The organism is Roseateles sp. YR242 (assembly GCF_900109745.1).
Lineage (GTDB): Bacteria > Pseudomonadota > Gammaproteobacteria > Burkholderiales > Burkholderiaceae_C > Roseateles.
In genome coordinates, this window is record NZ_FOAV01000005.1 from 278,020 (window position 1) to 292,352 (window position 14,333).

General features: G+C 66.0%; 9 protein-coding genes and 1 tRNA gene. 4 read left to right on the forward strand and 6 right to left on the reverse strand.

The genetic code is table 11. From position 1 onward, the window contains the following. Positions 1–7 precede the first annotated feature (7 nt). Positions 8–1,408 carry a sigma-54-dependent transcriptional regulator gene (locus BMY53_RS12385; protein ID WP_092946778.1) on the reverse strand — a complete coding sequence of 467 codons (1,401 nt, stop codon included), beginning with the start codon at positions 1,406–1,408 and terminating at the stop codon, positions 8–10. After that, positions 1,405–3,216: a sensor histidine kinase gene (locus tag BMY53_RS26695; protein WP_092946779.1), complete on the reverse strand. Its 1,812-nt coding sequence runs from the start codon at positions 3,214–3,216 to the stop codon at positions 1,405–1,407. Before BMY53_RS26695 ends, BMY53_RS12385 begins: the two co-directional genes overlap by 4 nt. Positions 3,217–3,347: 131 nt before the next feature. Here BMY53_RS26695 and BMY53_RS12395 point away from each other — a divergent pair, with 131 nt between their 5' ends. The 3 genes from BMY53_RS12395 (at position 3,348) to BMY53_RS12405 (ending at position 7,461) form a co-directional block, all read left to right on the forward strand. Then, positions 3,348–4,016 carry a DUF4166 domain-containing protein gene (locus BMY53_RS12395; RefSeq protein WP_092946780.1) on the forward strand — a complete coding sequence of 223 codons (669 nt, stop codon included), beginning with the start codon at positions 3,348–3,350 and terminating at the stop codon, positions 4,014–4,016. A 1-nt stretch (position 4,017) separates the two neighbouring features. Continuing rightward, positions 4,018–5,532 carry a TIGR01777 family oxidoreductase gene (locus BMY53_RS12400; RefSeq protein ID WP_092946781.1) on the forward strand — a complete coding sequence of 505 codons (1,515 nt, stop codon included), beginning with the start codon at positions 4,018–4,020 and terminating at the stop codon, positions 5,530–5,532. 81 nt (positions 5,533–5,613) lie between these two features. Further along, positions 5,614–7,461, forward strand: coding sequence for a hypothetical protein (locus BMY53_RS12405; RefSeq protein WP_143074049.1), 1,848 nt, complete (start codon positions 5,614–5,616; stop codon positions 7,459–7,461). Between the two features lie 70 nt (positions 7,462–7,531). Here BMY53_RS12405 and BMY53_RS12410 read toward each other — a convergent pair whose 3' ends face one another. Both BMY53_RS12410 and BMY53_RS12415 read right to left on the reverse strand, forming a co-directional pair. Then, positions 7,532–10,258, reverse strand: a complete 2,727-nt coding sequence (locus BMY53_RS12410; protein WP_092946783.1) for an ATP-binding protein — start codon at positions 10,256–10,258, stop codon at positions 7,532–7,534. A gap of 81 nt (positions 10,259–10,339) precedes the next feature. Beyond that, positions 10,340–11,083 carry an SOS response-associated peptidase family protein gene (locus tag BMY53_RS12415; protein ID WP_092946784.1) on the reverse strand — a complete coding sequence of 248 codons (744 nt, stop codon included), beginning with the start codon at positions 11,081–11,083 and terminating at the stop codon, positions 10,340–10,342. Between the two features lie 121 nt (positions 11,084–11,204). On the opposite strand from BMY53_RS12415, the gene BMY53_RS12420 reads away from it, so the two are divergent. Continuing rightward, positions 11,205–12,047 (forward strand): hypothetical protein, encoded by an 843-nt coding sequence (locus BMY53_RS12420; protein ID WP_143074050.1) that lies wholly within the window; start codon positions 11,205–11,207, stop codon positions 12,045–12,047. Positions 12,048–12,063: 16 nt separating this feature from the next. On the opposite strand, the gene BMY53_RS12425 is transcribed toward BMY53_RS12420, so the two are convergent. Both BMY53_RS12425 and BMY53_RS12430 read right to left on the reverse strand, forming a co-directional pair. Then, positions 12,064–12,140 (reverse strand) — tRNA-Arg (locus BMY53_RS12425). Between the two features lie 115 nt (positions 12,141–12,255). Continuing rightward, positions 12,256–14,241 carry an OPT family oligopeptide transporter gene (locus BMY53_RS12430; protein WP_092946786.1) on the reverse strand — a complete coding sequence of 662 codons (1,986 nt, stop codon included), beginning with the start codon at positions 14,239–14,241 and terminating at the stop codon, positions 12,256–12,258. Between the last annotated feature and the right edge of the window lie 92 nt (positions 14,242–14,333).

Genomic DNA, 14,333 nt, shown 5'->3' on the forward strand with positions numbered 1-14,333 from the left:
GTATCGGTCAGCGCAGGCCCAGTCGCCCCAGCTTCTTGATCAGCCCCACGCGTGAGATCCCCAGCCGACGCGCAGCCTCCGACTGGTTACCCCCGCTGCCCTGCATGGCCTCGGAGATCAGTCGTCGTTCAAGCTCCGCCAAGGCTGCATCCAGCAGCCCGTCCTGCTCGCCGCGTGTCCCTGGGTGACTGGCTGCAGCCCCACCCAAGACTGCGGGCATCTCTGCACCAGCCGCCAGGGACAAGGCTTCCGCATCGAGTTCATGCTGCCCCGGCAGCAGCAATGCTGCGGAGGCCTCCACCACGGCCTTCAACTCGCGCACGTTGCCCGGCCAGTCGCAGGCACTCAGCCAGGCCATGGCGCTAGCGGACACCCCCACGCCCCGCAACTGGGCAAACCGCACGGCGAGCAACGGAACGTCCTGCCGGCGCTCGGCCAGCGCCGGCGTGCGCAGCACCACGCCCTTGAGCCGGTAGTACAGATCCTCCCGGAACTCGCCGCTGCGCACCATGGCCTCCAGGTCCCGGTGCGTGGCAGCCACCACACGAACCTCGCTGGTTTTGGTCGCCCTGCCGCCCACCGGCATGAAGCTGCCCTCCTGAAGAAAGCGCAGCAGCTTGACCTGCATGGGCAGCGGCATCTCGCCCACCTCGTCCAGAAACAGCGTGCCACCGCGCGCCACTTCCACCAGGCCCGGCTGGTCCCGATAGGCGCCGGTGAAGCTGCCCTTCACATGGCCGAACAGCTCACTCTCCAGCAGCTCCGCCGACAGTGCGCCGCAGTGGACCGGCACAAACGGCCCCGCGGCCTGTGGGCCTTGCTCATGCAGCGCTCGCGCCACCAGTTCCTTGCCGGTGCCGGTCGGCCCCAGCACCAGCACGTTGACGCGCGAGGGCGCCACACGCCGGATCATGGCGCGCAATGACTGCATGGCCGGCGCCTGGCCCAGCAGCCCCATGGACTCCTCGCCCTGCTGCAGCCGCAGCTGGCTCAGTTCCTGATCGAGCCGATGCTTGCGCAAGGCGCGAGTGACCACAAAGCGCAGCAGGTCCGGGTCGATCGGCTTGGGCAGGAAATCCCAGGCCCCCAGTTCCGCAGCACGCAGCGCCAGTTCATGTTCAGCATGGCCGGTGAGCACCACCACCGGCACGCCCGCAAAACGCGGAATCAACGCCAGCCCCTGCTCCGGGTCCATGCTCGGCGGCATGGCCAGATCCAGCAGGACCAGATCGGGACGTGACGCGGCAAAGGCCTCCACGGCCTGTTCAGCGTCGCCGGCCACCGTCACCTCCTGGCCCAGGTTGCGCAGGAAGGCGCCGCCCAGCCGCTGAAAGGCAGGCTCGTCATCGACCAGCAGCACACGGCCCGGCGTGACGGCGCTTGCTGCGGGGCTGTTGGGGGTAGTCATCGCGGCAACTCCATCGTGAAACAAGTGCGCCAGGGCGGGCGTTCCGTGAGCATGGCCCGGCCCTGGTGGGCCTGTGCCACCCGCGCCACGATCGCCAGGCCCAGGCCCGTGCCCCCCTGGCTGCGGGACGCAAAGGGTTCGAAGAGACGGGTCCGGAAGTCCTCCGGCACGCCGGCCCCGTTGTCGCAGACATGCAGCCGAACGGCGCTGTCATCGCTGTCGACATCGATGGTGCAGCCATCCGGCGCCGCACCGCGCGCGTTCTCGATCAGGTTGACCAGCGCCTGCTCGATGCGGTGGGGATCTACCCGGTCCATCCACAAGCTCTGCGGCCAGGCATCAGACAGTCGGACATCAACCTCGCGCCGCGCAATGCCCCGCACCGTGGCGGCGAGATCCACACGCTGCGGCATCAGCTTCCAGGGTTTGGCGTAGTCCAGCAGGTCACTCGCCAGGTGCGCAATGCGCGCCACCTGCACGCCGACTTCCTGGCGTGTCTCAGCGGGCGCCATGGCCACCGCCATGCCAATGATGTTGAGGGGGTTGCGGATGTCATGGGCTACCGTGGCCGCCAGTGCCCCCAGCTCCGCCAGACGCGCCTGGACCTGCCGCTCGCGCTCCCGCGCGGCCACCTGCTCCGCCTGCTCGACGTGCAGCGCGGCATCCGCCAGGACAGTGGAAAAGAGTTCAGCCGCATGGCGCTGTCCAGGGGGTGCAGCCTCCCAGCCGGACCAGATGGGCGACCAACCGGCATCCGTGCGGCGCAAGGTGAGTCGGGGCAGCACAGCGGCGCCAGGCAGGCGAGCGTCAGCACCTTCCGCTGTCTCCACCAGAACCGCCGTTCGCATGCCTGCCCGCTGACTCAACAGTTCCGTCGCCTTGGCCGACAGCGCCGCGAAGCCATCGCTGTGCTGCAGCGCTTCGCGCCAAGCGGTCAGGTCTTGGGCGCTGACCTCCCCGCCTGGGTAGATCAGTCGCTGCACAAAACGCCGCACCGGGCCGTTCAGCGCCAGGCAACCAGCGGCCACCGCCAGTCCGCTGAGCCAGCGCGACTCAAAGGGCAGCAGCAAGGGCATCAACCCGACAACGGCTGCACCGCCGGCCAGCAGCAGCGTCCACACCAGCGCACGGCCCGCCCAGGCATTGGCCACGAACACGCCATAGCGCAGGATGCCGTAGACCAGCATGAGCGGGTACAGCGGCAGCGCCAGCAGGGGAAATGGGTAGATCGGCCATTGCATCAATGCGATGGCGTAGCCGCCGATGCAGACCAGCCCCCAGAGGCAGGAGGCCGTCACGGCCGCGATCTGGGCACGAGCGGGTGTCGAACCGTCCGCGCGGGCGCGCAGCAGCGAACGGATGAGCACCGTGACGCCAGCCAGGCCCAGCAGTACCCAGGAGATGCTGGTGATGACGGCGGCAGGCTCTGCCAGGGCCAGTCGGCCGATATCAGGATGGTCGGTGAAGCGCGCCGGCAGCAGGATCTGCGAAGCCAGCGCCGCCACACCGCCCAGCGCGTAGCCCGCCACCACCCAGCGCCTGCCGACCGGCGCGCGGCAGAACACCACGCAGAAGTGGAAGAACACGGCCGAGGTCAGGGGTGCCGTGGCCAGCAGGTGCAGCGCCAGGGTCTCCACCTCCGGGCCGAACCAGTTGGGCAACTCATTGCCCGCGATCCACACACCAATCGCCGCCAGAAACGCGGCCAGCAAACGGCCGCCTGCCACCCGGTCCGCCCAGGCCAGCAGCACGCCGGCCAGCAGCAGCGTCTCCAGCAGCGAAAACCCCATCGCAACACGCAGCAGCATGTGTATCCGTCGTTGACAGTTCGGTGGAGCGCAACTGTATACGACGGAGACAACTCGCAGGGCAACTTCTTGATAAATCAATCACTTAGCGGCGTTATCAAGCCTGGCCCGCTTCTCGCAATAGAAGGGGCATGAACACCCCCACTGCCCTCGCCGCCCTCACCAACAGCCTGCGTCCATGGCGGCGCCCCACCCCGTCCGTGGCCGCGGCGGAACCACCCGCCCTGGATCTGCCCATCCTGATGGGCGCGCACGCCTGGGCCCGGCTGCCGCCAGCGGTCCGCCGCCGGTTTGGGACCCATGCCGCAGCGGCGCGTTATCGCGGCCACATGGACCTGGACTGCTCCCGTGCGGGCCGCGTGCTGGCCTGGCTGACCTGGCCCTTGCGCGGCCCGCTGGTTCCGCAGCGTGTGCGCGACCTGCCGGTGGAGGTGGGTGTGGCGCCGGATGGCCATGGCGGGGTGGCCTGGACACGCTGCATCGGCCGCCACACGGTCAGCTCGGTCAAGCAGGCCCATCCGGTGAACGGTGTGCTGGAGCGCACCACCGGCGGCCTGGCCATGGCGCTGGATGTATTCGAGGACCAGGGCGCGCTGGTGTTCCAGAGCCGTCACTACCTCTGGTGCGTCGGCCGCTTCCACCTGCGTTTGCCGGACTGGATGAGCCCAGGGGTGTGCCGTGCGGAACACCGGGACCTGGGTGCCGGCCGCTTCCGCTTCACCTTGACCATGACACACGCCCGCTGGGGCCAGACCTTTCAACAGACCGGCGTCTTTGTGGACCCGGCCGAGGAGCAATGACATGTGGATGATCGATACCGTATTGATCCTTCAGGCGCTGCTGGGCGCTTTCGACAATCTCTGGCACCACGAATGGGCCGCCCGCCTTCCCCAGCGCCGCGGCGCGCGGCGGGAGCTGGCCCTGCATGCGGGGCGCGAGGCGTTGTACGGCGCGCTGTTCCTGGGCCTGGGCTGGTGGGCCTGGCACGGCGCCTGGGCACTGATGGTGGCGGCCGTTCTGGTGGTGGAGATCGTCATCACCCTGAGCGACTTCCTGGAGGAAGACCGCACCCGGACCCTGCCGCCTTTCGAGCGCTGGCTGCACACCGTGCTGACGGTGAGTTATGGGTTGTTTGTCGGGTTGATGGGCCCCCAACTGCTGAGCTGGTGGCAGCAGCCGACCGCGCTGGTGCCGGCAGGCCGGGGCCTGGTCTCCTGGCTGTACACCGCCTTTGCGGTGGGCGTGTGGGCCTGGAGTGTCCGAAACGCGCTGGCGGTGCGCCGGCTGAGCCGGGCGGAACCGCCCGTCCCCGTGCCAGTGGCACGCGGAGCCGATGCCGTGCTGGTGACGGGCGCCACGGGATTTGTGGGCCAGGCGCTGGTGGCTCGGCTGCGAGACGAGGGGCAACGCCTGATTGTGCTGAGCCGGGACGTGAAGCAGGCGCGGCTGCAGTTCGACAGCGGTATTGCCGTGGTGGGCTCGCTCGACGAGATTGCGGCGGAGACACGTATCGCAGCCATCGTGCATCTGGCGGGCGCCCGGGTGCTGGGCCGGCCCTGGACCCAGGCTCGTCGGCGTGTGTTGGTGCACAGCCGTACCGCGCTGATGGAGCAGTTGCGCCAGTTGATGATGCGGCTGGAGCGCAGGCCCTCGGTGCTGGTGGCGGCTTCCGCGGTGGGCTTCTACGGCCTGCCGGACCCAACGCGCCGCTGCGATGAGGACAGCGCGCCGATGGCCGGCGTGTTCCAGTCCGAACTCTGTGCAGCGGCGGAGCACGAGGCGATACGGGCCGAGGCACTGGGCGTGCGGGTGGTTCGCATGCGGTTCGGCGTGATCCTCGGCCGCGACGATGGCGCCCTGCCCATGCAGGCCCTGGCCGCCCGGCTGGGATTGGGGGCGCGGCTGGGTGATGGGTTGCAACCTCTGCCCTGGATCCACCTGCAGGACGCCGTGGGCATGGTGGTCTGGGCCCTGCGCCGCGCCGATCTGCGAGGCGCCGTGAATGCCGTTGCCCCGGAACTGCACACACAGGCGGCATTCACACAAGCATTGGCCAGTGCCGTCGGGCGGCGAGCCTGGATGCGGGTGCCGGCACAGCCGTTGCGCTGGTGCGCAGGGGAGATGTCCACCTTGCTGCTGGATGGGCAGCAGGTGTGGCCGAAGCGGGCGCTGGCCGGCGGTTTCGTCTATCGATTCGCCACCCTGCCGGCCGCCTTGAGGGATCTGGTGGCGGCATCACGGGCCACAACCATCGCCACAACGCTCGCCACCACCAGTGTCACCCCAGATGCCACTTCAGGGTCAATCTCGCGCTAAGGGAGAACTGCGCCCACCCGGTTTCCTCACCAAGCCCCAACGCGGAAACGCACAAATGCACAAATGCACGAGAGATACAGCATGCGCAGGCCTGACTTCAACAGCTTTCCGATGCAACCCCTGCCTGATCACCACAACGAGTCGTTGTCCAGCATGGCGCCATCGACCCATGCGGAAGCCACGGGGCGAGAAACCGGGAACATGGGTTGCTTTCAGATTGCACGATCCGCGCTCGGGCGCGTGATCAGCCGGTGCCTACCAACGAGCACCCTGGCGAGAGCGGCCGTTGGACGTTTTCCGGGGGCGGCCTATAGCGCGGTGAGTGCGGCCGACAGCCCTCCCCTTGGCCGCTCGCAGCGACAACTGGCCAGCGCCGGGCCTGATGCACAGGTACCTGCGGTTCCACAGCGCGTCATCACCGCTGAGGCTGGCGCGCAGACCTCGGGACCGCCCTGGCTTGAGATCCATCATTCCCTGCTTCGGTATCACGAATACCGAGAGCAATGCAGCAACAAAACCCTCGCCATTGATCAGCTGACACAGTCCCTCGACGCCCTCGCACCAGAGACCTCGCAGGTGGTGCGGGAGTGGATCGATCGCGAGAAAGCGGCCGATCGCATCAGTGGCGTGGGCAACATTTACCCGGACAACGCTGGCGGCCACGCTCTCCGCGACGAGGACTTGCGGCACATCCGTCGCAGTGTCACCGCCCTGCAAAGGGCGTTACACATTCTCCAGCATGAGCCGTTGGCGATCGGCGAGTTGCTACGCACGCGCGACGAGTGCATCAAGAAGTTCGCGGACCTCAGCCCCAACAAGAAACAGGTTGAATACTTCGAAGACCTGATGGACCGTATGGCGGAAGCACAGGACAACGCCACGTTTTGGCATTGGCACGTTGCAGCCGACCGCTTGCTGCGACGGATGGATGAAGCCCGTTCCATGACATCCCAAGTCGACGAGGACCGCCGCACGGCGCGCGACGACACTGTTTTGCGGGAGATTCGCACGAAGCACTGGATGCTCGAGCAACACCATGAGGAACACTTGACGCGTATTACGGAGGCTCATGACCTCGCTCATGCCGCGACGGAGAATTCCATCGGTGGTGCGTTGGCCGCTCGGGAACATCTGCTGCGCGCGCAGACGCTGAAGGCAGATTTACTGACCCAGTACAGCTTGGGGCTTCCGACGAAAAGGTTTTCACATGACGCCGCAGCGAGCCAACTGGTGCGTCACCTGCCGGAGCAGCACTACAACGGCATTCCACACTCGTCCCTGGTCTCCTTTGGTGAATTTCTGGCAACGGCGGAGCCGGTAGCCTCGCGCGAAGACTTGCTCAGCATCCTGCAATACACCCAGAACGTTTATCTGCACCAAAGTGCACGGTGCCGTAGCGCGCTCGATGCCATGATGTCCACGCGGCTGATGGTCCGCTTGCGCCTCCAGGGAATGCCGCCTCAAGAGGCCAAACACCTGGCACGACTCATCAGACGTGAGGGCACTGCGGACTTCGCAGACCTCGTTGCCGTGGCCCAGGCGCTTGGGGGGCGGGATCCTGATGTCTTGCGGGTGCTTGCTCGACGTGGTCTTCAGGTGAAGGTCTGCCGCCAAAACATCACGCAGGTCTGGCCCGAGCGCATCGGCAAGACCTTTTCACCTGAATCAAACCAGCCGTCCAGCCAAACACTGTCCACGCCCATCACTTTCTGGGAAGACCAGGTCCTTTCGGGCGCGGTAACCAAAGCCCTGCCGATACTGGTGGTGGCCGTCACCACACCGGACGCTGCGGTTGCCGACACCGCTGATGCCAGCAGCGTTGATGGCGCCCCACTCGCCCCACTCGCCCCATCGGGAGCCCCCGTCATTCAGGTGCCTGAGGGCCTACAGGCGGCGTTCGAAGCGGCCATCAACGCACTCATCGATTAGCGGGCACCATCATGTCGGCGCCATCAGGGCAGCGCCGGCCATAGCGCAGGCTGCCAGCGCAGCGAGTGGGTCAAGGACGATCGGCAAGCACCTCGGCAAGGTCCGTTTCCATCCGGTCAAAATCCACCGGCTTGGGCCAATAGGCCATGGCGCCTGCGGTCAGCGCCTCCTGGATGTCCGCCGGGAGGGTATTGGCCGACAACGCCACCACGCGCAGGTCTGCGGTGCGCGGGTTCTGCCTAAGCTGCTTCAGCACCTCAACGCCAGTCATGTCGGGCAGTTGCATGTCCAGCAGCACCAGATCGGGCTTCAATTCGTGGCAGGCGGCCAGGCCGGCGTGGCCGGTCTCTGCCGTGGTCAGCGCAATACCGGGGTAGCGCCGGAACCACTGCTCCAGCAGGATAACGTTGACCGGGTTGTCCTCGATGTAGACCACGCTGGCGGCCAGTTCCCGCCTGCGGTCTGGCGGATCGGCGTCGGCGGGGGGCTCCTGCAACGGAGATGCCGCGAGCCGCGTGGGCAGGCAGAACGTCACCACCGTGCCCTCCCCTTCCACACTCTCGAACGTGAGTGTTCCACCCAGCAGGTCCACCAGGCGCTTCGTGATGAACAGGCCAATGCCTGTGCCTTCGACGGCGCTTCGCTCCCGGCCGAGCCGGTTGAAGGCCTGGAAGAGCCCTTTGAGCTGCGCTGGGCTCATGCCCTGGCCGGTGTCCTCCACGCGGATATGCACTCGCTCGGCCTGCGGCTCCATGGACACGGTGACGGTGCCACCGGGACGGTTGTACTTGAGCGCATTCGACACCAGGTTGGTCAGGATCTGGCGCACACGCACGCCGTCCGTCACCACCTCCACTGGTTCTGTGGTGATGTCGAGCTTCAGGGAGATACCCAGCGTCCGGGCGGCCGGTTCCTGCTGCTGCGTGGTGGCCTTCGCCACTTCGGCGACATTGATCTCCGCCATGTCCAGGGCGACACCGCCGGACTCAATGAGCGACACGTCCATCAGGTCATCGATGATGAGTCGCAGCTGGCGTCCCGCAGCCAGCACCTGATCCAGGGAGCCGCGAACCTCCGAATCCGCTTCGGCGCACGGCGTGGATCTGGCCAACTGGGCAAATCCAAGCACCGCATTCAAGGGCGTCTTGAGCTCATGGCTGACATGGGAGAGGAAGGTGCTCTTGGCCAGGTTGGCCGCTTCTGCGGCACTCAGTGCCGCTTCCGCTTCCCTGTGCCGCTCCAGGTCCAGCCCGAAGGAGATGTCGCGCCCCAGCTCCGTCATCAGCCCAGCCGTCTCGTCGTCCAGCATGGCGCCCTCGCTCACCCGCATCAATATCGCGCCCGCAGGACGACCGCTCGTGGAAAACGGCACGGCAATCCAGCCCGCATCGGCGTGAACGGCGTGGCGCGGCGTCCCCGACTCGACCGCTTCCACCACCAGGTGGAGCGGCACGGCATCGGGCGTCTGCCCGGCCCCCTCCGGCTGAGGGCCCTGCGTCCCGTCGGCCGGCGCGATGACTTCCGTGCGCAGGCCTTGCGCCGTGGCCACCACCACGCGGGCGTCGGTGGCAAGGCCGGCGCGTGTGGCCACGTCACACACGACATGGAAGAGGCCGGCGCCGGACACCCGGTGGGCAATGGCCTGGCCGGTCTGCGAGAGCGTTTCGTAGATCTGCCGCACGCGCACGGCATGGGCATTGGAGGTGCGCAGATCGGCGGCCTTCTGGTCGTTGCGGTCCATCAGCCGGTTGAACTCGCTGGCGACCTCGCCGAATTCACCGGGTAGCGCGGTGTCGGCGCGGACGTTGGTGGCGCCGGCGCTGAGGGCCCTGGCCGTGTCGGTGATGCTGCGCAGGGCCGCGGTCAAGCGACGGGCGAAGAACACAGCCGCACCGACGCCCAGCACAATGGCAGCAGCTGCTGCGGCGGCACCGTGCAACGCCTGTGCATTGGCGTCTGCATAAACGAAGTCCGACGGCATGCCCGCGATCGCCTCCAGGTCGTATTTCTTCATCGGCGTGACCGCAAATGCACGGGGCGAGCCGGAGACGCCCACGCCGACGCGCACCGGCACGGAGGCCAGTTCGGGCGCGTCGAGCAGGGTTTTTGGCACTTCCTGGCCCATCCATCGTTCCGGCTCCGGAAGCCGGGTCAGGAAGATGCGTTGGCCCTGCCGAATACCCACCGAACTGTCCGGACCATCCAGCAGGGGCGCGAGCTTCGTATTGACGTAGGCCAGGTCCAGCGCCAGCGCCAGCAGCGCGACACGCTGGCCAGCTTCATTGGTGACCGGGCGCGTGAGATACAAGACCATCCGCTGGCTGATCGGCCCGCGCAGCGGCTTGCTCAAGGACAAGCCGGCGGCGGCCATGCCCTGCACAAACCAGGCCTCGCCGGAAAAGTCCACCAGGCCGGGCTTGGCGTTGGTGGAACAGACCATGCTGCCGTTGGGCGCCAGCAGCCCGAGGTTGGTATAGGCCGAGTTGGAGAGAGAACCCGGCCCACCCATCAGGTTCTGACAAGCCCCGGAATCGAGTTTGCGCACACCGGGACGGGACGCCATGAACATCAGCAGGTGGTCGGCCTGTTCGAGGATGTCATAGACCTCTTCGGCCGCCTTGTCCGCACGGCCTTTCAGAGCCCCAAACGCCTCTTTCTCTGCGTCGCGCCGGTCGGCTTGCAAGGTGACGACCAGCAGCAGCAACAACGGCGCCGCGACGGCCGCCACGATGAGCACCAGACGCGTCAGCAGGAAGCTCGACGCAGCGGTGCCGCCAGGTCTTACCGGCTGAGCCATGATGTCCCCTGCGCTGCGTTGTTGTACCGTGTACGAAGCAAGTGGCGTGCCCGCGCTTCAGATGGTTGGATCAGTCCCAACTCAAGGCTGGGCCAGCAGTGCATCGGTCCTGTGGGCGTCCTGCGCATCGAAGAACGCAGGCTCCCGGGTACGGAGCAAGGCCCTGGCCTGGGGTTCCGAGCCGCGCAGCCAGGCGTCCCACTCGTGGGGTTCCAGATGCATGACGGCTCTTTTGTCCTGCGCTTCGGCGGGAAGGCGCGCGTCGGGCCTGTGCAGGCGGCCCAGCAACGGATGGCCATCGCAGTTGCAGGTCAACATCGCATAGTTGGGCACCACCTCGCCGGTCATCGGGTCCACCCACTCGTTCCAGATGCCGGCCAGCATCCAGGGCAACCCGTCCGCACGGCGCAACTGCCACCAGATGTTGCGGCCCGTCTCCCAGTTGGGCTCCTGATACCACTGGGCGGGGATGAGGCAGCGGCGGCCCTCGTTCCAGGCCGCACGGAAGGTGGGGGACGTGGCCACCGTTTCCAACCTGGCGTTGTTGGTGGTGCGGGGGCGCGGCGCTGGCGCCTTCTTTCCCGGGACGGGCTTGGGTTGCATCATGTCCTTGCGGGCAGATGCGCCTGGCCGGATCAAGGCCCATTGGCCGAGAGCGCCGGTCAGTTCACTGTCTCCCTGGCCGGCTCGCAGAAACAGCCCCGTGTCAAACGGCCCGACGAACGGCCGGGTGGGGTCCTGCTCCGGGAGCCACAGTTTGCTCAGATGTCGCCGGACATAGACCTCCAGGTCGTTCTTCGGTGTCATGTGGTAGAGGTTGCACATCAGAGCCTCCCGTGGCGTTCGGCTGGGCGGCGTGAATGACGAAAGTCATCGGACGCTACCCGGGGGTCTTTCTTAACATGCCCGCAGTTTCGCCTTTGCCATACCCTTGGGGGACACCAAGATGAGCGTCATTGAAGGTCGCAAATTCGGCAGCACCACCGATCAGAGGAACGGCAAGTTCCTCAACGACCAGTTGTGCGCGGCGGTGGATCTGGAGGCCCTGGCCAGCAAAAGTGCGTGGTTGCAGTACTACCACGTGATGCTGGTGGTTGCGCATGTGCTGCTTCTGCAGAACCGTTACCGCAGCGCCCCGACCATCCGGATCAATGCCGCGATGTACCAGATCATGGGCGGCCTCGCGGACAACCCTTATGCCCATGTGGTGCCCTGCACCATCAAGATCGACGGGCAGCCCATGCCAAAGCTGTATTCATCGCCCAAGGCGATCGCCGAAATGGAGAGGATCTTCGGGCTCGGCGTCATGGGCGCCACGGGATCCAGCTGCCCCTTGGGCGGACTTACCTTGCCGTGGATTGACCCGCGCAAGCCACTGCTGTTGAACCAGGCAGACAGTGCCGCAGAACATCACCATCAGCTGGACGGACTCTGCGAAGCGCTGCGCCGCACACTGGAGGTCGCCACGCAACGCGTGGAATGGACGGGGGCAGGCGGCAATCGCGCCAGTGACGACATGCTGGTGAGCACCTTGCGATACGTGGATGCGCTCATCTGGCGCCCGAACATGAAGTTCGCGTATGAGAGCGCCATCAGCCGGGTAGGCACCAGCATCGCCGCAGCGACCACCGCAGACAAGCGCGCTCAGCGGCAAGGCCGGCAGGACGTGTTGCGCATCAAGCTGCGTACCCATGAGGATTCATTCGCCAAGATGGACCATTGGCAAATTCTGGGGCAGGCCGTGAGCAAGGTGTCTGATGAGACTGGGGGGAGAGGTGTGGGTGGGTGAAACCCGCCCGCTGAAATGGCCTGCCCGGAGGGACTCGAACCCCCGACCTGCTGCTTAGAAGGCAGCTGCTCTATCCAGTTGAGCTACGGGCAGACAGAAGACATCAGCACCTGAAAAAACATCAGGCCCTCCCCAGCATTCCCATGCCGGCAGAGGGCCCGAATTGTGCCATGCCGCCGGGAGGCGGCTGGCCGATCAGATCAATGCATCAGATCAACACATTGACGATCGCGTTACCGATGCCCATCAGGGCTGCGCCCGAGATCAAGCCCGCGCAGATCGGCTCGCAGCCATCCACCCAACGGCGCCAGCCCGCCGTGCCCGGCGTCTTGTAGACCTTCGCCATCACGAAGAAGATCATCGCGCCCACCCACATGCAGAAGGTGGACTCAGGCGGCAGCACCACGCCCAGGCCAATGGACACCGACGACAGCGGGAACTTGCCGCGCGTGACCATGCGCAGCACCTCGATGACCACCGCCGCCACGGCCGCAATGCCCATCGTGATCAGCGCGGACGCCGGCAGGCTGTGCAGCCCGTTGGCAATGATGTCCGCCACACCCTTCCACTGCACCGCCGCCGGCATGGCGAACTGGTCGGAGATGATGGTGGACGTGCTGCGCACGCCCTCGGCGTTCTTCGGCACGAAGAGCAGATAGAACAACGGCACGCAGGCCAGCACGCCCGCAAAGATGCCGATGACGTGGCCAATGGCCTGATGGCGCGGCTTGCCGCCCAGCATGTAGCCCGGCTTGATGTCCGACAGCAGGTTGGCCGCGTTGGAGGAAATCTCCGCGGTCATACCGGCAGGCACCAGGTTGCTCGCCGGGTTGGACCGGTCGATGGCACCCATGGTGAACTGCGTGATCTTGGACAGCGCACCCGTGGGCGTCCACGAGGTCAGCGCCATCGAGTTGGTGCAGATCACCGTCAGCACAAAGATCAACGGCAACGACACCAGCGCCATCAGCATCGGCACGCCGAAGAACAGGTGGCCCGTCCAGGCGGACAGCACACCAAACACCGGCACACCAATATAGGAAATCCACAACGGCACTTCGATGTGAGCCAGCAGATCGGTGCCGTTAGCTTCCTTCTTTTTGCGGCCAGCGATCGACTTGAACGCGCTGGTGAAGATGTCCGGCTTGGCCAGCAGGCTGGTGACGGAGCCCGCCACCATCATCGCCACGCCCCACCACATCGACCACTGGTTGACAATCTCCACGCGGGAGATGGGCACCAGACTGCCGTTGGGACCCACGCGCTGGATGATGTCCCCCGCGTTGATCATGATCGGCGCCAGCACGGCGAAGTTCACAAAGGCACCCAGCAGGCAACTGGTGGCCACGGCGATGCCCATCAGGCCACCCACGCCCAGCATGGCTGCATCCAGCGTCAGGCGCAGGCCCAGCACGCGGAAGTCCACGCCCATGATCTTGGGGATCCACAGCTCCGCCTTGACGGCAATGGCGTAGTAGTACTCGTCCAGGCGGTCATGCAGAACCCATGGCTCCTTCATGCCGGCCCACTGGTCCATGCGCAGCAGCTTGAACTGGATGAGCTTCATCCAGCCATCGCTGACGATGGCCTGGTAGAAGGCGGAAAGCCCCGCCACCTTGGCCAGCAGCGCCGCCTTGTACAGGCCTTCGCCGCCCTCGCCGGTGTAGAGCGAATCCAGCACCACCCCGCAGGCACGGCCTTCCGGGAATGGCAATTGGTCTTCATTGATGAAGCGCCGCTTCATCGGGAAGGCCACCAGCACGCCGGTCACGGCGATAAGCACCATCCAGATCATCATCTGCCACCACGGGATGATGCGGTCCACCACCAGCATGTAGGCCACCAGGCTGGAGATCAGCGGCGTGACCACATAACCCGCCGCCGTGGCGATGGACTGGGTGCAGTTGTTTTCCAGGATGGTGTAGTCGTCCGCCCAGCCCATCTGGTGCAGCAGCCGGAACATGGCAAAGGCCAGGATCACCGAGGTGAGGCCCACGCCCACACTGATGCCGGTCTTGGCGCCGATGTACAGCGACGTGGCGGCCAGGATGCCGCCCAGAATGAAACCCGTCATGCCGGAGCGCAGCGTCAGCTGCGCCATGTCACCGCGGAAGACGTTCTTGAACCACCATTCGTCCTTTTGACCTCGCGTCCAGGTGCGGACCTGCTCGTCCGTCAAGTGGTGTAGCGCCATGCTGCTCGATCCTTCACATCCGTCGGTTACGTGCCATTTCAGGCTCGTGACCAGAAAGGACGCTCTTTTGAAACAAAAAAACAGCGCGCATT

What these genes read in the sequence shown, in the direction of transcription:
- BMY53_RS12415 (WP_092946784.1), bottom strand. Translation starts at nt 11,083, where the DNA reads ATGTGCAACCTCTACCACATGACACCGAAGAACGACCTGGAGGTCTAT.
- BMY53_RS12405 (WP_143074049.1), top strand. Translation starts at nt 5,614, where the DNA reads ATGCGCAGGCCTGACTTCAACAGCTTTCCGATGCAACCCCTGCCTGAT.
- BMY53_RS12395 (WP_092946780.1), top strand. Translation starts at nt 3,348, where the DNA reads ATGAACACCCCCACTGCCCTCGCCGCCCTCACCAACAGCCTGCGTCCA.
- BMY53_RS12400 (WP_092946781.1), top strand. Translation starts at nt 4,018, where the DNA reads ATGTGGATGATCGATACCGTATTGATCCTTCAGGCGCTGCTGGGCGCT.
- BMY53_RS12420 (WP_143074050.1), top strand. Translation starts at nt 11,205, where the DNA reads ATGAGCGTCATTGAAGGTCGCAAATTCGGCAGCACCACCGATCAGAGG.
- BMY53_RS12385 (WP_092946778.1), bottom strand. Translation starts at nt 1,408, where the DNA reads ATGACTACCCCCAACAGCCCCGCAGCAAGCGCCGTCACGCCGGGCCGT.
- BMY53_RS12410 (WP_092946783.1), bottom strand. Translation starts at nt 10,258, where the DNA reads ATGGCTCAGCCGGTAAGACCTGGCGGCACCGCTGCGTCGAGCTTCCTG.
- BMY53_RS26695 (WP_092946779.1), bottom strand. Translation starts at nt 3,216, where the DNA reads ATGCTGCTGCGTGTTGCGATGGGGTTTTCGCTGCTGGAGACGCTGCTG.
- BMY53_RS12430 (WP_092946786.1), bottom strand. Translation starts at nt 14,241, where the DNA reads ATGGCGCTACACCACTTGACGGACGAGCAGGTCCGCACCTGGACGCGA.